The sequence below is a fragment of the Pseudomonas sp. SG20056 genome, assembly GCF_031764535.1.
In the GTDB taxonomy this organism is placed as follows: domain Bacteria; phylum Pseudomonadota; class Gammaproteobacteria; order Pseudomonadales; family Pseudomonadaceae; genus Aquipseudomonas.
This window is the reverse complement of the sequence record NZ_CP134499.1, coordinates 1,440,766-1,463,069: the sequence shown is the minus strand read 5'-3', so window position 1 is coordinate 1,463,069 and position 22,304 is coordinate 1,440,766. Positions and strand designations below refer to the sequence as shown.

Annotated in this window: 20 protein-coding genes; 12 read left to right on the top strand and 8 right to left on the bottom strand. The window is 62.4% G+C overall.

The features are described 5' to 3' along the window. The first annotated feature begins 103 nt into the window (after positions 1-103). Positions 104-832: a response regulator gene (locus tag RHP75_RS07000; RefSeq protein WP_311091099.1), complete on the top strand. Its 729-nt coding sequence runs from the start codon at positions 104-106 to the stop codon at positions 830-832. Next, the gene (locus tag RHP75_RS06995) at positions 829-1,887 is read left to right on the top strand and encodes an ATP-binding protein (RefSeq protein ID WP_311091098.1); all 1,059 of its coding nucleotides are present in this window, start codon (positions 829-831) and stop codon (positions 1,885-1,887) included. Before RHP75_RS07000 ends, RHP75_RS06995 begins: the two co-directional genes overlap by 4 nt. A 158-nt stretch (positions 1,888-2,045) precedes the next feature. Here RHP75_RS06995 and RHP75_RS06990 read toward each other — a convergent pair whose 3' ends face one another. The 4 genes from RHP75_RS06990 to dsbD all read right to left on the bottom strand — a co-directional run bounded on the left by RHP75_RS06990 (position 2,046) and on the right by dsbD (position 6,256). Then, positions 2,046-2,795, bottom strand: coding sequence for a 3-oxoacyl-ACP reductase family protein (locus tag RHP75_RS06990; RefSeq protein ID WP_311091096.1), 750 nt, complete (start codon positions 2,793-2,795; stop codon positions 2,046-2,048). A 118-nt stretch (positions 2,796-2,913) separates the two neighbouring features. After that, entirely contained in the window at positions 2,914-3,639 is a 726-nt protein-coding gene (gene dsbG, locus RHP75_RS06985) for a thiol:disulfide interchange protein DsbG (protein WP_311091095.1), read from the bottom strand. A gap of 47 nt (positions 3,640-3,686) precedes the next feature. Continuing rightward, positions 3,687-4,496, bottom strand: coding sequence for a TlpA disulfide reductase family protein (locus RHP75_RS06980; RefSeq protein WP_311091093.1), 810 nt, complete (start codon positions 4,494-4,496; stop codon positions 3,687-3,689). Continuing rightward, complete coding sequence (gene dsbD, locus RHP75_RS06975) at positions 4,496-6,256, bottom strand: protein-disulfide reductase DsbD (RefSeq protein ID WP_311091092.1); 1,761 nt, start codon at positions 6,254-6,256, stop codon at positions 4,496-4,498. The genes RHP75_RS06980 and dsbD overlap by 1 nt, the downstream gene beginning before the upstream one ends. 175 nt (positions 6,257-6,431) lie before the next feature. On the opposite strand from dsbD, the gene RHP75_RS06970 reads away from it, so the two are divergent. Further along, the gene (locus RHP75_RS06970) at positions 6,432-7,127 is read left to right on the top strand and encodes a response regulator transcription factor (protein WP_311091091.1); all 696 of its coding nucleotides are present in this window, start codon (positions 6,432-6,434) and stop codon (positions 7,125-7,127) included. Then, positions 7,124-8,452 carry an ATP-binding protein gene (locus tag RHP75_RS06965; RefSeq protein ID WP_311091090.1) on the top strand — a complete coding sequence of 443 codons (1,329 nt, stop codon included), beginning with the start codon at positions 7,124-7,126 and terminating at the stop codon, positions 8,450-8,452. The genes RHP75_RS06970 and RHP75_RS06965 overlap by 4 nt, the downstream gene beginning before the upstream one ends. Positions 8,453-8,866: 414 nt before the next feature. Here the strand turns inward: RHP75_RS06965 and RHP75_RS06960 are convergent, their stop codons facing one another. Both RHP75_RS06960 and RHP75_RS06955 read right to left on the bottom strand, forming a co-directional pair. Then, positions 8,867-10,159: an ATP-binding protein gene (locus tag RHP75_RS06960; RefSeq protein WP_311091089.1), complete on the bottom strand. Its 1,293-nt coding sequence runs from the start codon at positions 10,157-10,159 to the stop codon at positions 8,867-8,869. A gap of 12 nt (positions 10,160-10,171) precedes the next feature. After that, positions 10,172-10,888: a response regulator transcription factor gene (locus RHP75_RS06955; RefSeq protein WP_311091088.1), complete on the bottom strand. Its 717-nt coding sequence runs from the start codon at positions 10,886-10,888 to the stop codon at positions 10,172-10,174. A gap of 137 nt (positions 10,889-11,025) precedes the next feature. On the opposite strand from RHP75_RS06955, the gene RHP75_RS06950 reads away from it, so the two are divergent. Then, positions 11,026-11,505, top strand: coding sequence for a cysteine rich repeat-containing protein (locus RHP75_RS06950; RefSeq protein WP_311091087.1), 480 nt, complete (start codon positions 11,026-11,028; stop codon positions 11,503-11,505). A gap of 5 nt (positions 11,506-11,510) precedes the next feature. Beyond that, the gene (locus tag RHP75_RS06945) at positions 11,511-12,437 is read left to right on the top strand and encodes a sterol desaturase family protein (RefSeq protein ID WP_311091086.1); all 927 of its coding nucleotides are present in this window, start codon (positions 11,511-11,513) and stop codon (positions 12,435-12,437) included. A gap of 219 nt (positions 12,438-12,656) precedes the next feature. Here the strand turns inward: RHP75_RS06945 and RHP75_RS06940 are convergent, their stop codons facing one another. After that, entirely contained in the window at positions 12,657-13,538 is an 882-nt protein-coding gene (locus tag RHP75_RS06940; protein WP_311091085.1) for an AraC family transcriptional regulator, read from the bottom strand. A 185-nt stretch (positions 13,539-13,723) separates the two neighbouring features. On the opposite strand from RHP75_RS06940, the gene RHP75_RS06935 reads away from it, so the two are divergent. The 6 genes from RHP75_RS06935 (at position 13,724) to mmsB (ending at position 20,892) form a co-directional block, all read left to right on the top strand. Continuing rightward, positions 13,724-15,217 (top strand): CoA-acylating methylmalonate-semialdehyde dehydrogenase, encoded by a 1,494-nt coding sequence (locus RHP75_RS06935; protein ID WP_311091084.1) that lies wholly within the window; start codon positions 13,724-13,726, stop codon positions 15,215-15,217. Between the two features lie 269 nt (positions 15,218-15,486). Beyond that, the gene (locus tag RHP75_RS06930) at positions 15,487-16,734 is read left to right on the top strand and encodes an ABC transporter substrate-binding protein (protein ID WP_311091083.1); all 1,248 of its coding nucleotides are present in this window, start codon (positions 15,487-15,489) and stop codon (positions 16,732-16,734) included. Between the two features lie 6 nt (positions 16,735-16,740). Continuing rightward, entirely contained in the window at positions 16,741-17,907 is a 1,167-nt protein-coding gene (locus RHP75_RS06925) for an acyl-CoA dehydrogenase family protein (RefSeq protein WP_311091082.1), read from the top strand. Positions 17,908-18,023: 116 nt separating this feature from the next. Next, positions 18,024-18,842: an enoyl-CoA hydratase gene (locus RHP75_RS06920; RefSeq protein WP_311091081.1), complete on the top strand. Its 819-nt coding sequence runs from the start codon at positions 18,024-18,026 to the stop codon at positions 18,840-18,842. A gap of 20 nt (positions 18,843-18,862) precedes the next feature. Next, entirely contained in the window at positions 18,863-19,966 is a 1,104-nt protein-coding gene (locus tag RHP75_RS06915; protein ID WP_311091080.1) for an enoyl-CoA hydratase/isomerase family protein, read from the top strand. Between the two features lie 41 nt (positions 19,967-20,007). Next, on the top strand, positions 20,008-20,892 hold the full coding sequence (mmsB, locus tag RHP75_RS06910) for a 3-hydroxyisobutyrate dehydrogenase (protein ID WP_311091079.1): 885 nt from the start codon (positions 20,008-20,010) through the stop codon (positions 20,890-20,892). Positions 20,893-20,952: 60 nt separating this feature from the next. Here mmsB and RHP75_RS06905 read toward each other — a convergent pair whose 3' ends face one another. Beyond that, positions 20,953-22,257: an HlyD family type I secretion periplasmic adaptor subunit gene (locus tag RHP75_RS06905; protein WP_311091877.1), complete on the bottom strand. Its 1,305-nt coding sequence runs from the start codon at positions 22,255-22,257 to the stop codon at positions 20,953-20,955. Positions 22,258-22,304 lie beyond the last annotated feature (47 nt).

Below are 22,304 nucleotides of genomic sequence, written 5' to 3'. Positions count from 1 at the left end.
GAGGCTGCAGTCTGGAACAGCGCTGTTGCGAATGATTCGAGGCTTTGTGGAGAAAGCATGGAGGCCGCGATAACATTCAGCGCCACCGTCTGCGAGCCAGCCCATGTCCGATCTCCACGCGCGCACCCGCACTGCCACCCCGGCACTGGTACTGATCGCCGAGGACGAGGCCGAGATCGCCGATATCCTCATCGCCTACCTGCAACGCAGCGGTCTGCGTACTCAACACGCCAGCGACGGGCAGCAGGCATTGGCCCTGCACCAGACGCTCAAGCCGGACCTGTTGCTGCTCGACGTACAGATGCCCGTTCTCGATGGTTGGAAGGTGCTCAGCGAAATCCGCTCCCGTGGCGACACCCCGGTGATCATGCTCACTGCACTCGATCAGGACATCGACAAGCTGATGGGCCTGCGCCTGGGTGCCGACGACTACGTAGTCAAACCTTTCAACCCGTCCGAGGTGGTGGCGCGGGTGCAAGCGGTACTGCGGCGCACGCGGGGCAGCGCGCCGGCCGCCACGCAGGTGCTGCGCGTCGGTGCGTTCCAGATCGACCTGGACAGCCACGAAGCCAGCGTGCAGCGTGATGGCCAGCCACACACGCTGGACCTGACCCTGACCGAATTCAAGCTGCTGGCCTGCCTGATGCGCGCACCGAAACGGGCGTTCAGCCGTGCCGAACTGCTGGAAACCTGTTTGCCGGAAGGCGATACCCAGGAGCGCACCGTGGACAGCCACGTCAGCAAACTGCGCAAGAAGCTCGAAGCCCTGGATATCCAGGGCGTGCCGGCCAGCGTCTGGGGCGTGGGCTATCGCTTCGGCGTCGAACCATGAAACCGACACCGGGCCTGCGCCGGCAGTTCATCCAGTCTCTGGCGGTAATGGCGCTGGGCATCATCTTCATCGCCGTGTTCGGCTCCTCGGTGTTCTACGCCATCGCCGTGGCTTACATGCCGAACAGCATCTCCGAAACCTGGATACCCTCACGGGTAGAGATGATCTGGATCGGCTGTACCATCGTCGCCGCACTGGGCATGTCGGTGTTCGTCGCCATTCGCCTGTCACGGCGCCTGATCACCCCGCTGAACTCGGTGGCGCACAGCCTGCGTGAAGTGGCCCAGGGCAACCTCACGGCCCGCGCACCGCTTGACGAAAAAGCCATGGGCGAGACGGCGCAACTGGTGCGTGACTTCAACGCCATGGCCGAGCGCCTGCAGAGCATGACCCGCGAGCGCGAATTCTGGAACGCCGCCATCGCCCACGAACTGCGCACGCCGGTGACCATTCTGCGCGGGCGCCTGCAGGGCCTGGCCGAAGGCGTGTTCGACCCCAGCAGCGAGCTGTTCGAGGGGTTGCTGCGCCAGGTGGAGGGACTCAACCGTTTGATCGAAGACCTGCGCGTACTGAGCCTCAAGGACAGCGGCCATCTGGAAATTCAACGGACCAGCGTGCGCCTCGCCGATGAACTGAGCACTGTATTGCAGGCCTTCGCCGCGCCCCTGACCGCCAAGGGCTTTCACCTGCATAACCAACTGGACGCCAACTTGCGGGTGGAGTGCGATGCGCTGCGCATCCGCCAGGCCCTCATGGCGCTGCTGGAAAACGCCTTGCGCCATGCCGATCCAGGCAACTTGCGAGTACGCCTGGAACAGCTCGGCGACAACTGCCAACTGAGCGTGACAGACGACGGCCCCGGCATCGACAGCGCACTGGCCGCCGACATCTTCGAGGCCTTTCGTCGTGGCGACCCTTCGCGCTCACGCAAGAGCGGCGGCAGCGGCCTGGGACTTGCTGTGGTCAAAGCTATCGCAGAGGCCCATGGCGGCCAGGCGATATGTCAGGCTTCTGGAGTGGGAAGCGTGTTCATTATTTCTTGGCCGGTAAGCTAGCCGGTTACCGATACATGGCCTCTTAACCCCATGACCGCTTTTGGCCGGGAGTCGCCGGTTGTAACAGGCTGGTGTCGGCCAAAAGCAGCCATTCAAGGCTGCAGAAAAATTAGAAGTAAGAAGGGGCTAGCGGTTAGCTGCCCCCAAATCGAGACAAATTAGGCCGAGAAACCGCCATCAATCATCAAGCTGGCCCCGGTGATATAACCCGCTTCTGGGCCGGCCAGGTAGGCGACGAAGCCGGCAATTTCTTCTGCTTTACCGAATCGATCCAGTGCCATCAGGCCTTTCAGGAACTCGGCACCCTCGCCATCAGCCGGGTTCATCTCGGTATCCACCGGGCCGGGCTGCACGTTGTTCACGGTGATGTTGCGTGGGCCCAAGTCGCGGGCCATGCCTTTAGCCAGACCAACCAGCGCCGACTTGCTCATGGCATATACCGCGCCGCCGGCCACCGGGATGCGCTCGGCGTTGGTGCTACCGATGTTGATAATGCGTCCGCCATCGGTCATGTGTTTGGCGGCTTCCTGGCTGGCGACGAACACGCTGCGCACGTTGACCGCGAGGGTGTGATCCAGCTGCTCCAGGGTCAGTTCTTCGGTACTGCCCCAGGCCAGCACACCGGCGTTGTTGACCAGAATATCCAGGCCGCCGAAGTGCTCGACCGCAGCGCGAATGGCCTGCTGCACGGCTGCTGCGTCGGCACTGTCGGCCTTGAGGGCGAGGGCCTTGCCACCAGCGCTGGTGACTTCGCTGGCCAGGGCATTAGCCCGCTCGGCGGAGGACACATAGGTGAAGGCCACTGCCGCGCCTTCACGGGCCAGGCGCTTGACGATGGCTGCACCGATACCGCGTGAACCGCCCTGGATGAAAGCCACTTTGCCTTGCAGGGTTTGAGTAGTTGTCATGTTGTATCTCCATTACAAAAAATTGAGTCAGTCGGTCTGACTAAGGTGTGGGCAATCTATTGCCACGCGCTTGGGGCTCGGATTATTGACCGAAACCGTTCGGCGCGCGATGTTGCGATCAGGAGCGCGGCCCCATGATCTGTTTGAGTACATCCGGGCTTGGCGCACCTCGCTGCTGACGCAGCTGGCCGTCTTCGTCCGGATAGAAAATCGCTGGCGTAGCCGCTACACCCATCTCCGCCATCAGGCCAAGGTTGCTGTCGAGCTGCTGCTGGATCGCCGCTGGAATCTTCTTCAGCCCTTGCAGCCTACTGGCCTTGCCGGCGGACTCATGCTCATGCAGCGCCGCCTGCTGATCCTTGGCATTGAGCAGTGCGGCGGCCTTCTCGACGCTGTCCTGGCGTAGCATGCCCACCATCACGTGGCGGATCTGCACATCACCGGCCTCGACCCAAGGCCGCGCCTGTTTCCAGAACATGGTGCAGTACGGGCAGTTGGGGTCGGAGAACATATAGATGATGCGCGGTGCCTTGGCGCTGCCGTCGGCGATCCAGGTACTGCGCTCCAGCTTGCCGAGCATTTCCTTGGCCAGCGGTTCGTACACCAGCTTATCCAGCGGCTGACGCGAGAGGTCTTCGCCCTGGGCATTGAGCAGGCTGCCGACCAGCACGTGCTCGCCATCGGCGGTCAGGTACAGGGCGACACCCTGGCCGTTGTAGCGGGCGGCATAGCCTTGCAGGCCGCTCGGGGCATCGAAACGCTGAATAATTTCGGCACCGCGCGCTTCGACTGCTTTGATCGGAGCTGGCCAATCCTCGGCGTGCAACAGGGGCACGGTCAGCATGGTTAATGCTGAAAGCATTACGGGGAGATTGATCAGTTTTTTCACGGTTATTGTTCCTTGTTAAATACTTCAAGCGCACGAGCCAGGCTGGCACGGGAGAGCTCACCCAGGTGGCTGCTAACCTGGCGACCTTCGGCGTCGTAGAACAGCGTGCTGGGCAGGGCCATGGAGCCGACGTGCTGACCTAGGCGACCGCCGCTGTCGAGCAGGACGTTGTCCAACCCCAGGGCTTCGGCCTCCAGATACTGGTTGACCACGCCCTGGCCTTCACCCTGGTTGACGAACAGGATGGTCAGTTCAGGGTTATCGCGTTGCGCCTCGGCCAGCACCGGCATTTCGCGGCGGCACGGTGGGCACCAGGTGGCCCAGAGGTTGACCACCAGGGGCTTGCCGACATAGTCCTCAAGCGCCACGGTGGCACCGTTACTGTCCCTGAAGGAAAGCTCTGGCAAACGCGTGCCTTGCTCCAGGCCATGCAGGGTCAGGCTGCCTAGGCCCCAGCTCAGCACGCCGACAGCCAGTGCGCTGGCCAGCGAGGTTCTGATAGTTGGCGTGCGCCAGGCCAGCCAGGCACCCAGCAGCAGGGCAGCCAACAAACCAGGCCAGACGATAAAGCCGCCGTCACGGATGTCCAGCACCTGCCAAGGTTGCTCGCGGTAGTGCTCGAAATACACCGCAACGAAGGCCACTCGGGCGACCAGCATGGCCACCAGCAGCAAGCGAAACAGCTGTTTCTCGGGGTTTACCGCGCCGCGTCGGCCGACGTACCAGCCGGTAAAAATCGCCAGCAGCAGGCTGATCATCAGTAGTACATGGGCAGTGCTGAGTGCCAGCGGCCCGATATTGATCATTAACATCAACCACGCTCCTTGGTATTGCTCCATATCTGCAGAAACTGCTTGGCATCCACCGCGCCGGTGATGCGCTGCGAGCGGCGTTCCTCACCGTTCGGGCCAATCCACAGCAGTGTGGGTGGGCCCAGCACTTCAAAGCGGCTGAGTAGCGCGCGGCTCGCCGCATTGCTCTCGGTCACATCGGGGCGCAGTACGCGCACGCCCTGCAAGCTGGCCTGTACCTCGGGGTTGCCGAACACGGTCTTCTCCATGACTTTGCATGACACACACCAGTCCGCGTAGTAATCCACCAGCACCCACTGGCCCTCGGCCTTGGCCGCAGCCAGCTCGCGCTCCATCGCGGCCGGCTCGTTCAGGTCGATAAAGTGCTGCTCGCTCGGTGCAGCCGCAACGGCGGTGCCGGTGAAGACTTTGAGCGGCTGCATAGGGTCGCTGGCACCGCCGGCGGCACCCAGCAGCATCGCCATGCCCCAGAGACCCAGCAGTGCACCAGCGGCCTTGCTCAGGCTGGTGTGCTGACGCACCTGACGCGCCAGTTGCAGCAGGGCACTGGCCAGCAGAATCAGCAGTGCACCCCACAGGCCCAACCAGACCGACTCGTCCAGCAGCGGACGGATCACCAGCAACGCTGTCACCAGGAACAGGAAACCAAACACCACCTTGACCCGATCCATCCACGCGCCTGGCTTGGGCAGGAAGCGGTTGCCCAGGGTCACCAGCAACACCAGCGGCGTACCGATACCCAAGCCCAGGGCGAACAACACCAGGCCACCGTGCAGCGCGTCGCCACTCTGCGCGATATACAGCAGGGCAGCGGCCAGCGGCGCGGTCATGCACGGGCCGACCAGCAGGCCGGAGAACAGGCCGAGCATGCTGGCACCCATCAGGCTGCCACCTTGCTGCTTACGTCCGGCGTTTTCCAGACGGTCACGCAGAGCAGCTGGCAGCTGCAACTCAAACAGGCCGAACATCGGCAAGGCCAGCAGGACAAACAGCGCGGCGAAGCTGGCCAGCAACCAAGGTTGCTGCAGCAGGCCTTGCAGGTTGGCCCCCATCAGTGCAGCGACCACGCCCAGCGCGGCATACACCAGCGCCATGCTCACCACGTAGGCCGAGGCCAGTGCCAAACCGCGACGCGGCGATGCACCGCTGCCCACCACAATGCCAGCGAGAATCGGCAGCATTGGCAACGAACAGGGCGCAAAGGCCAGCAGCAGGCCCAGGCCGAAGAACAGCAGCAGGCTCAAGGCCAGGGTCTGGCTCTGCAGGTCGCCGACCAGGGCCTGATCCTCTGCCAGGGTGGTGCCCGGTTCGCTCGTCGTACCGCTGCCGGACAGATCAATCTGTTGGGTCTGCGGTGGGTAGCACAACCCTGCATCGGCGCAGCCTTGCCAGCCAATCTGGATGCTGCCGGTGTTGCCAGCAGGCAGGATCAGTTCCAGGCGCTCACGGTAGATCTGCGAGTCGCCGAAGAATTCATCGCTATAGGGCAGCCCAGGCGGCAGCTCGGGCTTGACCCCGGCCGGCAGACCGCTGAACTGCAGGCGGTGCTGATAGAGGTAGTAGCCGGGAGCAATATCCCAGCGCAACAGGGTTTCGCCATTGGCCTGCGGTTCGACGCTGAGCTCGAACGCCTGCTCGGCGGGGAGGAAATCGGCCTGCTGGGTGTTGCCCGCCAGTAGTGGGCTGGTTGAAAAGCTGGAGGCCTGTACCGGCTGCAGTAGCCAGGCCCACATCAGAGAAAACAGTAAGAGCGTGCGCATGCATAACCACGTCTGTGAATGTCGAGGTGCGCAGGATCGCAGTTGGCGGTTAAGTCAGGATTAACGATGTGATAATCGGCGCAAATTGCAGTCGCCGGTTATCATTTCGTGCCCCGCGATAACGGCGGCTTAATCCTGACAGCGAATACTTCAAACTCCTCCACGGACTGGTTCCATGTACATATTGCTGATTGAAGACAACGCCCTGATCGCCAGCGGCATCGTGGCCGGGCTCACCGCCCAGGGCTTTCGCGTGATGCACGCCGCGACTGCGGCCGAGGCTGAGGCGTTGTTGCGCACGGTGGAGTTCGACGCGCTGGTGCTAGACCTGGGCCTGCCCGATGAAGACGGCCTGAGCCTGCTGCGCCGCCTGCGTCAGCGGGGTGTGGCGTTGCCCGTATTGTTGCTAACTGCCCGTGACTCGGTCGCCGACCGCGTGTCCGGCCTGCAGGACGGCGCCGACGATTACCTGGTCAAACCCTTCGACCTGCGCGAACTCGCCGCGCGCCTGCATGCCTTGCTGCGCCGCGCCGCCGGACGAGCAAGCCCGCAGGTCGAGCACGGCCCGCTGCATTACGACCCGGTAGCCTGCCAGGCGTTTCTGCATGAGCAGCCGGTCGACTTGTCGCGCCGTGAGCAGGTGTTGCTGCAGGCGCTGTTGCAAAGCCCAGGTCGGGTGCTCAGCGGCGAACAGCTCAAGGACGCGGTCTACGGCCTCGATGGCGAGGTCGAGAGTAATGCCCTCAACGTGCATATCCACCACCTGCGGCGCAAGCTGGGCAACGGTATCGTTGAGACGGTACGCGGTCTGGGCTACCGCCTGGGGCCGGCCGGGCACGCGACCACCTCAGACGAGAGCAATAGCCCATGAGTTTGCGCCTGCGCCTAACCCTAATTCTTGGCTCAGCCTTTGTGCTGCTCTGGTCACTGGCTGCTGTGTGGATGCTGTTTGATCTGCGTAATCAGCTGACGCTCTCGCTCGATCAGCGCCTGGCGTCTTCCGCGCGCATGGTTGCCGGATTGCTCGCCCAGTTGCCGTCACCACAACAGGGGGAATCAGGAACGCCACTGAGCACCGAACAGCTAGGCATTCCCGAAGGCATCGCCTGCCAGATCAGCTCGGTGCGTGGCGAGATCCTCGCAAGCAGCCGCGCCGCACCGGACAGCGCCTTGGGCGTGGCGGAAAGCGGTTTTCATGAGCGCACTATTGGTGATCTCACCTGGCGCACCTTCACCCTGGTCGAAGGCGATATGCGGGTGACCACGGCGGATCGACTGGACGAACGCGACACGCTCAAACGTTCCATTCTGCTGGCTGCCGCCGCTCCAGTATTGTTGGCCTTGGTTGGCAGCCTGCTGGTGCTCTGGTTTGGCCTCAGCCGCGAGCTGTCGCCGCTACGCCGCATCCGCCAGGCGTTGGCCCAACGCAGTGCCGACAGCATCGAGCCGCTGCATATCGAAGGCCTGCCGCAAGAGCTGCAACCGCTGGTGGCTACCCAGAATCAGCTGTTTCAACGTATCGCCCAGGCCATCGAGCGCGAGCGCCGACTGACCGACGATGCCGCCCATGAACTGCGCAGCCCACTGACTGCGATCAAAACCCACCTGCAGGTGGCCGGCATGACCGAGGGCGAAACCGCCCGCCAGGCCCTGGCGAACGCCGAAGCTGGTGCCGACCGCCTGCATCAGACCCTGGAGCAGTTGCTGTTACTCGCGCGGGTCGAAGGTCGGCTGCCGTTTGACGAGAACCTGCAATACAGCGCCGAGCAAGTAGCGCAGATGGCTATCGGCGACGCCCAGCAGCACGGCCAGCCCGCCATCGAGCTGCAGCTGCTCGATACCAGTGCACAGCGCCTGTTCCCAATGCCGCCAACCCTGGCGATTGCAGCCTTGCGCAACCTGCTGGACAACGCCCAGCGCCACACTCCGCCGGGCACGGCAGTCAGTCTGAGCGTGCAATTGCGCGGCGATAAGGTTTGCTTCAGCGTGCGCGACTCCGGGCCTGGAGTCGCCCCGGACAAGCTCGCTCAACTGACCGAACGCTTCTGGCGCAACTCCACCGGCGAAGGCAGCGGCCTGGGGCTTTCCATCGTCAAGGCGATCGCCGAGCGCTGTGGTTGCGAGCTTGAGTTTGTAAACACGGGGAATGGGCTGTGCGTGAATTTTCTGGTGGCTAGATCACCTCTGGATTCGTAGCCATTCAATAATGGCTGCTTTTGGCCGACACCAACCTGTTACAACCGGGACTGCCGGCCAAAAGCGGCCGCTCAATAGTGGCTACTTTTAATTCGTCGCAGTTGATCGTGATGAGCAAAATCAGCCGAAAACAAAGGTGTATCCCCTGATTTTTGTTGTTGCGATATTTGGCTCGGAAGTCTCGAAATAAACGAGAGACTCATTAGTAACGTTCAGAGGCTCAGCTCGGAGCACTTCAATCTGAACGGAGATTACCTCCTTGCGCGGCAGCAGCAATAAAGACGTGGCCGAGCTAAAGCAGCTACAGCCGTTGCAACAGCTTCATTTTTGCTGCCTGCCCCCAGAACCAGTAAAACTCCTCCTACTGGAGAGTCCGGGCCTAGCGCTGCTTGCGCACTGCTGGCGTTCGCTGCGTCAGCCTATCGGCCACTCAAACCGTGCGATGGTCCTTGCAGCATCAGGCGAACGGGAGAACGTAACGCTACCGCGCATTCGTATTGCAACGCGCTGCACAACTGCCAACCCCAGCCCCAAACCCGGGTGCCGGCGGGCCGTATCGCCACGTGCAAAGGCTTGCAGCATCGCCTGCTGATCTTCCGGCGCGATACCCGACCCGCAGTCCTCGACCTCAATCAGAGCCCTGAGACCCACCGTGCCCACGGTCAATCGCACCGGCGGCTGACCGTGGGTAAACGCATTGTCGAGCAGGTTGCCAATCACGCGCTCAAGCAGCACGCCACTGGCGTGAGGCACCATGAGCGACGGCGGTACTGCAACCAGCAACTCCGTATCGGCGCGCTGCTGCTGCGCCACTACGCTGTTTGCCACTACGGCCACATCCACCGTCTCGTTCAGACACAGCTCACCACTGCGCACATAGTCGAGAAAGCTTCCTACGAGCCGATCTGCTTGCAGCGCATTACGCACGATGACTTCGCGCTTCGGGGCAATGCCATCGCCCTCAGGCAAAAGCTCGGCCGCCATGCAAATCCGGCCAAGCGGACTTCGAAGATCATGCGACACACCCGCCAACAGTAATGCACGCTCGCGTTCTTGTTGATCAAGGGACTGCCGCAGCGTACGCCAGGCTTCGTCGATCGCTTGGACTTCCGCGCTAGCGTGTGGCAGCGGGTCGCTGGATACATCGTCGGCCGCAATACGCGCGCGCAGGGCTTCGAGCGGCTGTGCCAGACGATGTGCGATCAACGCACTGGCAGCGATAGCCAGCCCGACCAGCAGTAGCGTTGCGATCAGCACCCGCTCGCCCAGCGCCTCTTCGACAATGGCACTTTCGAAACCCACCCAGCGCACGCTGCCATCTGTGCCCCGTAGCGCCAACCAAAGCGTCGGCGCTACCGCTGTGACGTCACGTTTACGACCGAAGACCAGATCTGCCACCGGCAATCCGGCCTCAATCAATGCCTGGCTGACAATTGATCGGCGCGGCGTCAGTGATGCGATCCCGAACACCTCACCAGGTCGCTGATCCGAGGCCTGCAAGGGGCCGGGCGCAATTTGCCGTGCCTTCTCCATCGGAGCCCCTTGTGCCACGAGCATCAAGGCGGGTGCCCAGCGTGATGCAACAAGCTGCGCCACCGTGCGGTGGCGCTCCGCGTAGAAGATCATCGCCAGCATCGCGGTGAGCACGATGGCCACCGCCACTTGAGCCGCAAGCAGGCGCGCAAACAAACTGCCGTAGCGGCTCATCGGGCTAATTCGCTAAGACGCACGGGCACCGGCACCACGTGGTATGAAGGCATACCCCTCACCGCGCACGGTGTCGATCCACTGGGTGCCCATGCTCGCGTCGCGCAGCTTGCGCCGCAACCGCGCAATCTGCACGTCGACAGTACGCTCCTGCGGTTGGTAGCTGCCTACTTGCACCGCCTCGGAAAGCGCCTCGCGTGTCAGCGGGGTGCCAGGCTGCTTGGCCAACGCAACCAGCAGCTTGAATTCAATACTGGTGAGCGTCACGACACCGCCGTCGGCGATGACTTCACGCTTGAGGAAATCAATCGACAGTCCTGCAAAACGCAGCACAGCGGTGTCTGCACGCTCCGGTTTCGCGCGGCGCAGCAGCGCACGTACGCGTGCCACCAGCTCACGGGGCTCGAAGGGTTTGGCCAGATAATCGTCGGCACCAATCTCCAGTCCGAGCACGCGGTCCATTGGATCGCCACGGGCAGTGAGCATCACAAGGCCGAGGGCCGAGTACGCCGCACGCCAGCGACGGGCGAGCTCGAAACCATTACCGTCAGGCAGCATTACATCAAGCAGAACGACGTCCGGCTGGCCTGCCGACAGTGCTCGCTCGCCATCGCCCGCGCTCAATGCCGTTTGCGTGGACCAGCCCTCGCGTGCCAGCAACTCCACCAGCATGGCGGACAGTTCGGCATCGTCATCGACGATAAGAATCTGCGGTTGCATTCGCGGCATGGCCCTTTATTTAGCTATACGACAGCGCTGTCGCAATTCGTCGTTTTTCGTAGACGCGCACAACACCGGGCGGCACTTAATATTTGCACATGCTCAGTGCGATGCATCTGCCTTTCACCCTCCCATAAGAGTCCGCCATGCACAAGGTTCACTCACGCCCCTTTGCCTCAGCCATGGATGCCGTCGTCACACCGGCATCCGCGCGTCATGACCAAGACCATCACAGCCACCAAAACACCAAGACGCGTGCAATGCACACTCGACGATTTGCCGACCTCGCCCGAACCCTAGCCCTCGGTGGACTATGTGCCGCGATGCTATGGGCCAGCGCCCCTGTAACGGCCAGCGAACGCACCCTGGCGCAGGCCTGTCGCAGCGATGCGCGAAAATTTTGCACCAGCCTGCGACCTGGCGAGGGGCGCATTGTCACCTGCCTGCGCGAGAACACCCGTCAGTTGTCTGCTGCATGCCAATTCCAGCTCAACAAGATCGACACCTGTGCAGTCGAAATCCAGCAGTTGTGCGCGGACATAACGGATGAGGGCGAGAAGAAACAGTGCCAGAAGGACAGGCGTACCGAGTTAAGTGCGGGTTGCCAAGCCGCGGCCGGAGACTGACCATCATGGATCACATCGCCTTGAATGACTTCGCGACTTCCGATCTGCGGCCCTGGCTCAGCGCCTTGATTGTCGTCTTGCTGGGTATTGCTGCCATTGAAGGCATCGCCCTCTCGCGTCGTACCCCGGGTGGCTATGATTGGCGAGCCTTTGCCGCGTCAATCGCTGATGCAATCGGGCGCGGCATCACCGACGCAGTGTCCACCGGGCTCGGCCTGGTGCTTGCGATTCTGCTGCTTGGCTGGATCTACGAGCATCGCCTGTTCACCATCACGATGGACACCTGGTGGGCCTTCGTACTGTTGTTCGTAGGCGAGGAGCTTTGCTACTACTGGTACCACCGAAGTGCCCATCGCGTGCGCTGGTTCTGGGCGACGCATGCCGTGCATCATTCACCCAATCAGCTGACGCTGGCCACCGCCCTGCGGCTGGGCTGGACGGGCAAGCTCACCGGTACGGCAGTGTTCTTCGCGCCGTTGGTATGGCTCGGTTTTTCACCGTTGGCGGTGATGCTCGCGATGTCGGCCAATCTGCTCTATCAGTTTTGGCTGCACACCACCTGGATACCGAAGCTGGGAAGCGTGTTTGAGCGCTGGTTCAATTCCCCCTCCAACCACCGCGTGCATCACGGCAGCAACCCGGAATACCTGGACTGTAACTATGGCGGCGTGCTGATGCTCTTCGACCACCTATTTGGCACCTATGTGGAGGAACGCGCCGATATGCCACCGCGCTATGGCCTGACCACTCCGCTGCTGACATACAACCCGTTGCGCATCGCCTTCCATGAGTGGATTAATCTGGTGCGTGATGTGGCTAACGCACGCAGCCTTGGGGATATCTGGCGCGCATTGTTCGCACCGCCCGGCGCGGCTAGACGTACAACAGCGGACCAAGTCCCGCGCAAAGAGAACGCAAGCTTCAACGACTAGAATCGGTCCGTTCACCGATGCATGGCCCGCCCCCACGTGCCGGCTCGGTTCACAACGTGTTGAACGCTCTACTCTCGACTTGCCCAGCCTCGGAGCTCCGTGTGCGTGCTTCCGGCCGGTTATCGCGCATCGCCAATCGACAACCATGGGCTGACAGTCACCATGACTGAACAATTGCTTTTGACCGATTGTTACGCATGCGCCCTGAGAACTGCTGAGTTACCCCTGATGCAGCGCCCGGTAATGACTGGGCGCCATGCCCACCACTTTGCGAAACAGCCGCGAGAAGTAATACACATCGTCATAGCCCAACTGCTCGGCCACCTGGCGGATGCCCTGCTCGCCTTCATCGAGCAGGCGGCAGGCGTGGGCCATTTTCAGTTGGATAAAGTCCTGAATCGGCGCATGCCCGGTCAGGGCGCGGTAGGTTTTGGCGAAGTGAAAGCGCGACAGTTTGAACTGCGCGGCCAACTCGTCGAGATTAAGCGCGTCATGCAGATGGGCGCGCATCACCGCCTGCACCGCGTCGACATCGAGCACCCGCCCGGATTTCAGCGTGGCGCGCGCCGGCAACACCGCCAGAGAAGTCAGCAGCACCTGCAACTGGTGCGCGGCATGAACGAAATGCGCCAGATTCAAGCCCTGCTTGCGCAGGTTGAGCAAGGCATCGAACTCGGCCAGCAGGCGCGGCTGCACGCCGATGCGCCACAGCGGCCCCTTGCCTAAGGGCTTGAGAAAGTCCGCTACCAGCTCGCCATCAAAATGCACCCAGTACAGCGTCCAGGGCTTGTCCACGTCCGCGCCATAGGCGTGCATCACGCCTTTTGGCAACAGCAGCAGATCGCCACCACTGACAGCTAATCGTCCATCCGCCATCTCCAGCCAGCCCTGCCCGGCACGGCAGTAGATCAGCAGGTGATCCTCCGGCTGCGGGCGATGCATGCGGTGACCCAGCGCCTCGGGGTAGTAACCCAGGGCTAGGGGATAACAGCCCTGCCCGAGGGGATGCCTTGCCAATAAGCGACGCAGACGGGGCGGCGTGATAAAGCGCACGCCATTGGCCGGCAATGGCCAGTTGGATGTATCGACAAAAGCGCGCATTGGGGTACTCACGTAGCCCGGATGCAATCCGGGAACAATGCTCCCGGATTGCATCCGGGCTACAGATCAAATCCCAAGATAGTCCATCCACAGGCCAAGATCGTCAATCCACAAAGCCGCACAAGGCGGCTATAACACGGACAAAACAACAACCGAGCCCACGCAGAAGCTCGCCGGAGGAACGCATGGCCAAGGCAATCCCACAGTTGATCGACGGTGAATGGCGCGAAAGCCGCGCCCGCGAATTTATCGAAGTCACCGACCCGGCAACCCAGGAAGTCCTGGCCCTGGCGCCCAAGGCTACCGCCGAGGAAATCGAAGCAGCGATTGCCAGTGCCAAGGCAGCCTTCCTCACCTGGCGCGAAGTGCCAGTATCTGACCGCGCGCGGGTGATGCTGCGTTACCAGCACCTGCTTAAGGAACACCATGACGAGCTGGCGGAAATTCTCGCCGGCGAAACCGGCAAGACCCTGGCCGATGCCAAGGGCGATGTCTGGCGCGGCATCGAGGTGGTCGAGCAGGCCTGCAATATCGCCAGCCTGATGATGGGCGAGACCATGGAGAACGTCGCCCGCGACATCGACACCGCCAGCTGGATTCAGCCGCTGGGCGTATGCGTGGGCGTCACCCCGTTCAACTTCCCGGCGATGATTCCGTTGTGGATGTTTCCCCTGGCCATCGCCGCCGGCAATACCTTTATTCTCAAGCCCTCGGAGCAGGACCCGCTGACCCCCAATCGCCTGGCCGAGCTGTTTATCGAAGCCGGCGCGCCCAAGGGCGTTTTGCAGGTGCTGCACGGTGCCCGCGAGGTGGTCGACAGCCTGCTCACCCATCCGGATATCCGTGCCATCTCCTTCGTCGGCTCGGTGCCGGTTGGCCAGCATATCTACCGCACGGGCACCGCGCACCTGAAGCGTGTGCAGGCCTTTGCCGGGGCGAAGAACCATATGGTGATCATGCCCGACGCCAACAAGCAGCAGGTGCTGAGCAACCTGGTCGGCGCCAGTTGCGGCGCGGCCGGGCAGCGTTGCATGGCGATCAGCGTGGCGGTGTTTGTCGGCGAATCGAAGCAGTGGATCGATGAGTTGCAGGCGCAAATGGCCGACCTGCAACCCGGCTACTGGACAGATGGCCACGCCGCCTTCGGCCCGTTGATCAGCCAGCAGGCGAAACAGCGTGTGCTGCGCCTGATTGCCGAGGGTAAGGCTGAAGGGGCCGAGTGCCTGCTGGACGGTTCGCACTGCGCAGTCGAGGGTTACCCCAATGGCAACTGGGTCGGCCCAACCCTGTTTCGCGGCGTTACCGCCAAGATGAGCCTGTACCGCGAGGAAATCTTCGGCCCGGTGCTGGTGTGCATGGAAGTCGATACGCTTGAGGAGGCCATCGAGCTGGTCAACGCCAGCCCCTACGGCAACGGCACCTCGATCTTCACCCGCTCCGGCGGCGCGGCGCGGCATTACCAGCACGCGGTGGAAGTCGGCCAGGTCGGCATCAACGTACCGGTGCCGGTGCCGCTGCCGTTCTTCTCCTTTACCGGTTGGAAGGGTTCGTTCTACGGTGACCTGCACGCCTACGGCAAACAGGGCGTGCGCTTCTTCACCGAAACCAAAACGGTGACCAGTCGCTGGTTTGATGAGGATTCGGTGGCCGGTGCAAATATGACTATTCAATTGAAATGAGAACGGGGTCAGCCCTGTTAGAGCCTGCTTTACGAGCTCGCGAGCTAGAGTCCGGCAAGGCGCTACGTTGTAACAGCCTCCGGCTGGTCAAACGGTGAGGAAGCGGAGTGTACTTTTGTACATGAGCATTCCGAGGCTGTTTTTAACGCCGCAGGGCCGACGCGCAGCAGCTCGTAAACAGGTTGTTAGACCAATAGACGATCTCAACAATAAGTCCAATGGCGTAAAAAGTTCTCCGAGTTCCAACAACAAGAACAAGGAGAACTGCCATGCAACGATTGACCACCGCCCTGGCCCTATGGGCCGGGCTTACTGCCTGTGCACAGGCGGCTGAGCCGATTACCCTCGGCCTCAACTACCCACGCACCGGCCCGTATAAGGAAGAAGGATTGGCACAAATGCGCGGAGCCTTGCTGGCCATCGACGAGCTCAACGCCCAGGGCGGTGTGCTCGGGCGTCCGCTGCGTCTATCCAGCAAGGACACCGCGTCGCGTCCGGCCAAGGCGCTGAAGAACGTCGACAAGCTGGCCAGCGAAGGCGCGGCCATGCTGTTTGGCGGCTCATCAAGCGCGGTGGCCATCGCCTCCGGCAAGCGTGCGGCGCAGCATGGGCTGCTGTATTTCGGCACCCTCACCTACTCCAACGACACCACCGGCAAGGACGGCCACCGCTATATGTTCCGCGAGTGCAACAACGCCTGGATGAGCGCGCGGGTGCTGGGCCAATACCTGAGCAAGAATCTGCCGAACAAGCGCTACTTCTATATCACCTCCGACTACACCTGGGGCCACACCACCGAAAGCTCGTTGCGCCAGACCACCAGCAGCGAAGACAGCGGCCAGCATCCTGGGCTCAAGGTGAGCTTCCCCGGCGCCCGCCTGGCCGACTATCAGGATGCCCTGACCCAGGCTGCATCGAGCAATGCCGAAGTGCTGGCCCTGGTGCTGTTCGGCGAAGACCTGGTGCGCGCCATGCGCATCGCCAAGGATCTGGGGCTGACCGAGCGCATGCAAATCGTGGCGCCCAACCTGACCCAGAGCATGGTCGAGCAAGGCGGCCCCGGCTTGATGGAAGGTGTAATCGGCACTGAACCCTGGACCTGGCGCGTACCCGCGCTGGAGAAATCCATGCGCGGCGAAGCCTTCGTCAAAACCTTCAGTGAACGCTACGCGATGTACCCATCCAGCTCTGCCGCGTCGGCCTACAGCATCGTCTATCAATGGGCCGATGCCGCCAAACGGGCGAACAGCCTCGACAGCGAAGCGCTGATCAAGGCCCTGGAAGGCCACAGCTATCAGCTGCTCAAGGATCAACAAACCTGGCGCACCCTCGACCACCAAAACCTGCAGACGGTGTATGCCGTCAAAGTCAAAGCGCGCGCCGAAGTGCTGAAAGACCCGCTCAAACAAGACTACTTTGAAATCGTCGATCGCCTCGACGCCACCCAAGCGGCACCCAGCCTCGCCGAATGGCAGGCCGAACGACGCGCCGCCGGGCAACCCCTGACCCTGCAATGAGGACTTATGGATTTCGAACTCAGCGATGAACAACGCCTGCTGGTAGACAGCGCCCGCCAGTTTGCCAGCCGTGAACTAGCCCCGCATGCCGCCGACTGGGACCGCGACCACCACTTCCCGGTGGATGTGATCAAGCGTGCGGCGGAACAGGGCTACCTGGCCCTGTACATCAAAGAAGAAGACGGCGGGCTGGGTTTGTCGCGGCTGTCTTCATCGCTGATTTTCGAACAGCTGTCGGCTGGCTGCATCGCCACCACGGCGTTTCTGACCATCCACAACATGGCCTCATGGATGCTCGCCTCCTTCGCCGACCAGGCGCTGAAAGATGCCTGGCTGCCGCGCCTGGTCAGCGGCGAACTGCTCGCTTCCTACTGTCTGACCGAACCGGACGCCGGCTCCGACGCCGCCCACCTGCGCACCCGCGCCAAGCGTGATGGCGATGACTACGTTCTGGACGGCAGCAAGTGCTTTATCTCCGGCGCCGGCTCCACCGATGTACTGATCGTGATGGCGCGCACCGGCGACGAAAGCGGCGCCAAGGGTGTGTCCTGCTTCCTGGTGCCGGCCGATGCCGAGGGCGTGAAGTACGGACGCAATGAATTGAAAATGGGCTGGCGCGCCCAGCCTACTCGCACGATTACCTTCGAAGGCGTGCGCATCCCCGCCGGTAATCGCATCGGCCCAGAAGGCCAGGGCTTTGTCTACGCGATGAAGGGCCTGGATGGCGGGCGCATCAATATCGCCAGCTGCTCGCTGGGCGCGGCACAAGCGGCGCTGGAGCAATCGCTGCGTTATGTGGAAGAACGCAAACAGTTCGGCAAGCCGCTGAGCGACTTCCAGTCTCTGCAATTCAAGCTCGCCGACATGCTCACAGATCTGACCGCCAGCCGGCAGATGGTGCGTCTGGCCGCGCACAAGCTGGACCACGGCCACAGCGAAGCCAGCCTGTATTGCGCCATGGCCAAGCGCTTTGCCACTGATCACTGCTTCACCCTATGCAACGAAGCGCTGCAGCTGCATGGCGGTTACGGCTATCTGAACGACTACCCGCTGGAGCGCTGGGTGCGCGACAGCCGCGTGCACCAGATACTCGAAGGCACCAACGAAATCATGCGGGTGATCATCGCCCGCCGCCTGCTGGATCAAGGCGGCATGCTTGATCGCTTGCTGTAGCTTTTAATTCCCTCTCCCCTCGGGGAGAGGGTTAGGGAGAGGGTCGGCGTCGCCCGCAGCCCTCTCCCCCAGCCCCTCTCCCAAAGGGTGAGGGGAGCAACCTGACGAGGACCGTTATGAGCAACGCCATCGAAGCCTACAACCCCGGCGTGTTTGACCTGACCCACAAGCTCACCGTGGAAAAGCACGGCCATACCGCGCTGATCACCATCAACCAGCCGCCGGCCAATACCTGGGACCGCGACTCGCTGATCGGCCTCAAGCTGCTGGTTGAACACCTCAACCGCGACGATGACATCTACGCCCTGGTGATTACCGGCCAGGGCGGCAAGTTCTTCAGCGCTGGCGCCGACCTCAAGCTGTTCGCCGATGGCGACAAGGCCCGTGCCCGCGAGATGGCCCGGCGTTTCGGCGAAGCCTTCGAGGCGCTGCGCGATTTCCGCGGCGTATCGATTGCCGCGATAAACGGCTACGCCATGGGCGGCGGCCTGGAATGCGCCCTGGCCTGCGATATCCGCATCGCCGAGCGCCAGGCACAGATGGCCCTACCGGAAGCCACGGTCGGCCTGCTGCCCTGCGCCGGCGGCACCCAGCACCTGAGCTGGCTGATCGGCGAAGGCTGGGCCAAACGCATGATTCTCTGCGGCGAGCGGGTGGATGCAGAAACCGCACTGCGCATCGGTCTGGTCGAGCAAGTGGTCGACAGCGGCGAAGCCCGTGGCCATGCCCTGCTGCTGGCGGCGAAAGTCGCGCGGCAAAGCCCGGTGGCAGTGCGCACCATCAAACCGCTGATCCAGGGCGCCCGCGAACGCAGCCCGAATAGCTGGCTGAGTGAAGAGCGCGAGCGCTTTGTCGACCTGTTCGACGCCGACGACACCCGCGAAGGGGTCAACGCCTTCCTGGAAAAACGCGACCCACAGTGGCGCAATAAATAATCCGTAGGGTGACAACCACAATGAATGTGCAATTCGAAGAACGCCCGACCCAACACGGTTACCGCATCGGTATCGCCAGCCTGGATGCCGAAAAGAGCCTCAATGCCCTGTCGCTGCCGATGATCGAAGCGCTGAATGCCAAGCTCAAGGCCTGGGCGGACGACCCGAGCATCGCCTGCGTGCTGCTGCGCGGCAACGGCCCCAAAGCGTTCTGCGCTGGCGGCGACGTGGTGCAGCTGGTGCATCAGTGCCGCGAACACCCGGGCGAAATCCCGCCCCTGGCGCGGCGTTTCTTTGCCGACGAATACCGCCTCGACCACCGCATCCACACCTACCCGAAACCCTTTATCTGCTGGGCCCACGGCCATGTGCTGGGCGGCGGTATGGGCCTGATGCAGGGTGCCGGCATCCGCATTGTCACCCCAAGCAGCCGCCTGGGCATGCCGGAAGTGAATATCGGTCTGTACCCGGATGTCGGCGGCAGCTGGTTCCTCGCGCGCCTGCCGGGCAAGCTCGGCCTGTTTCTCGGCCTGACCGCCAGCAGCATCAACGCCCGCGACGCCCTGGACCTGGATCTGGCCGACCGCGTACTGCTCGACAGCCAGCAGGAGGACCTGCTCAATGGCCTGGCCCAGCTCAACTGGCAGGACCAGAGCCCGCAGCAACTGCACAGCCTGCTCAAGGCTCTGGAAAATCAGGCCCTCGGCGAACTGCCGGAAGCCCAGTGGCTGCCGCGCCGCGCGCGCATCGACGAATTGCTCGACAGCGCCGACCTGCCCCACGCCTGGCGCGCCATCAGTGCCTTGCACAACGACAGCGACCTGCTACTGGCGCGTGCCGCCAAGACCCTGGCTGGCGGCTGTCCGCTGACCGGGCACCTGGTGTGGGAGCAGATCAAACGCGCCAAACAGCTGTCCCTGGCCGAAGTATTCCAGATGGAATACGCCATCAGCCTGAACTGCTGCCGCCACCCGGAATTCCCCGAGGGCGTGCGCTCGCGGCTGATCGACAAGGACCACGCGCCGCGCTGGCATTGGCCGGACGTAGCGAACATTCCGCCGCAGGTAATCGACGCGCACTTCGCCCCAGCCTGGGAAGGCGCCCACCCACTGGCAGACCTCTGACCCGGCAACGGCCACCTATTCAGCGCGACAGGAGCATAACAATGACAACAATCGCTTTTATCGGCCTCGGCCACATGGGCCTGCCCATGGCGCGCAACCTGCTCAAGGCCGGCTTCAACCTGAGAGCATTCGACCTGCTGCAAGCAGCCGTCGAGGACCTGGCCAAGGACGGTGCGCAAGCGGCCAGCAGCGCGCTAGATGCGGTACAAGGTGCCGATGTGGTGGTCAGCATGTTGCCGGCCAGCCGCCATGTCGAGGGCCTGTACCTGGGTGATAACGGTCTGCTGGCCGCGCTCACACCCGGCAGCCTAGTGTTGGAATGCTCGACCATCGCCCCGGAGTCCTCACGCAAGGTGCATCAGGCGGCCACCGCGCGCGGTATCGAACTGCTTGACGCGCCCGTATCCGGCGGCACAGCCGGCGCAGCAGCGGGCACCCTGACCTTTATGATCGGCGGCGCGGCAACGACGCTGGAAAAAGCCCGGGCGATCTTCGAGGCCATGGGCAAGAACATTTTTCACGCCGGCCCTGAAGGCGCCGGCCAGGTGGCCAAGGTGTGCAACAACCAGGTGCTGGCGGTGCAGATGATCGCCACCGCCGAAGCCATGGCCATGGGCGTGGCCAACGGCCTGGAGCCCGCCGTACTGGCTGAGATCATGCGCCAGAGCTCAGGCGGCAACTGGACGCTGGAGAAGTACAACCCCTGGCCCGGCGTGATGGAAAACGCCCCGGCGTCCAAAGGCTACAGCGGCGGTTTTATGGCCGAACTGATGACCAAAGACCTCGGCCTGGCACAGGAAGCTGCACAAGCCAGCGGCAGCAGCACGCCCATGGGCGCACTGGCGTTGCAGCTGTATCGCCTGCTGCTCAAGCAAGGTAAAGGCAAGCAGGACTTCTCGGTGGTGCAACAGTTGTTTGTCGAATAACCCCGCAGACAGCAAAAAGCCGCAGCTAGCTGCGGCTTTTTTGTGGGCAGAATATGCTGCCTAGCGCTCGCGCAACGCCTCGCTGCGGGCGCGGATAATCGGTTTGAGCAGGTAGCTGAGCACGCTCTTCTTGCCGGTAATGATGTCCACCGAAGCGACCATACCGGGGATGATCAGCAGCGGATTCTCCTCGGTGCCCAAGTGACTCTTGTTGGTGCGCAGCTTGATCACATAAAAGCTGTTGCCATCATCGTCAGTCACGGTATCGGCACCGATCTGTTCCAGCTCGGCCTTGAGCCCGCCGTAGATGGTGTAGTCATAGGCGGTGAACTTGACCATGGCCTCCTGGCCCGGATGCAGGAAGGCAATGTCCTGCGGACGAATCCGCGCTTCGACCAGCAGGTTTTCCCCCAGCGGCACAATTTCCACCAAGTCGCTGCCCGGCTGAATCACCCCACCGATGGTGGTGACCAGCAGCTGTTTAACGATGCCGCGCACGGGTGAAATCACCAGAGTGCGGTTGACCCGATCTTCCAGCGCCTTGCCGGTTGACTGGATTTTGCTCAACTCGGTGCGCGCCTCATTGAGCTGGGTCAGCGCCTCGCTGCGAAAACGCCCACGGGTTTCATCGATCTTGCGCTCGACTTCCTTGATCGCCGACTCGGCGCGCGGTATCGCCAGAGTAGTGGCCTCCAGCTGGCCACGCGCCTCCACTTCGGCGCGTTTGAGGCGCAGCACTTCCACCTGGGAAATCGCCCCCTGAGCCACCAGCGGCTCGGACATCTGCACTTCCTGGCGCAGCAGGCTCAAGCTATTGCGGAACTGCCCCTGCTTGGAGACAAACTCGCGCAGCTCCTGTTGCCGTTGGATAAGCTGTTCTTCCAGGCCGGCCACCTCATCAAGCAACTGCTGTTTGCGGCTGTTGAACAGCTGGATCTCGTTATCCGCCTGCTTAGGCGCCTTCTCGCGCACCTCGTCGGTCACGACCAGTTCGCGATCCTGCACTTCGGCACTAAGGCGCTCCACGCGCAGCAACAGGGCCAGGCGATCGGCCTCGGTTTCACCGACGTTGGAGGCAAAGCGCGTGTCGTCGAGGCGCAGCAGCGGGTCGCCAGCATTAACGATCTGCCCTTCGCGGACGAATAGCTCGGCGACGATACCGCCTTCCAGGTTCTGGATTTTCTGCAGGCGTGAGGACGGAATCGCCTTGCCATCGCCACGAGTGACCTCATCAACCACGGCGAAGTTGGCCCACAACAGGCAAAACACCACAAAGGCAATCAGGCCCCAGATGGTCAGCCGCACCACCCGCGGTGCGTCCTCGATCAACGCTTTGTTGACCTCTGGCAGTGGCTCATCGCCCATCTCATCGTGACTACCGAAATAAGCGGCAACAGCCTGACGCAGGCTCT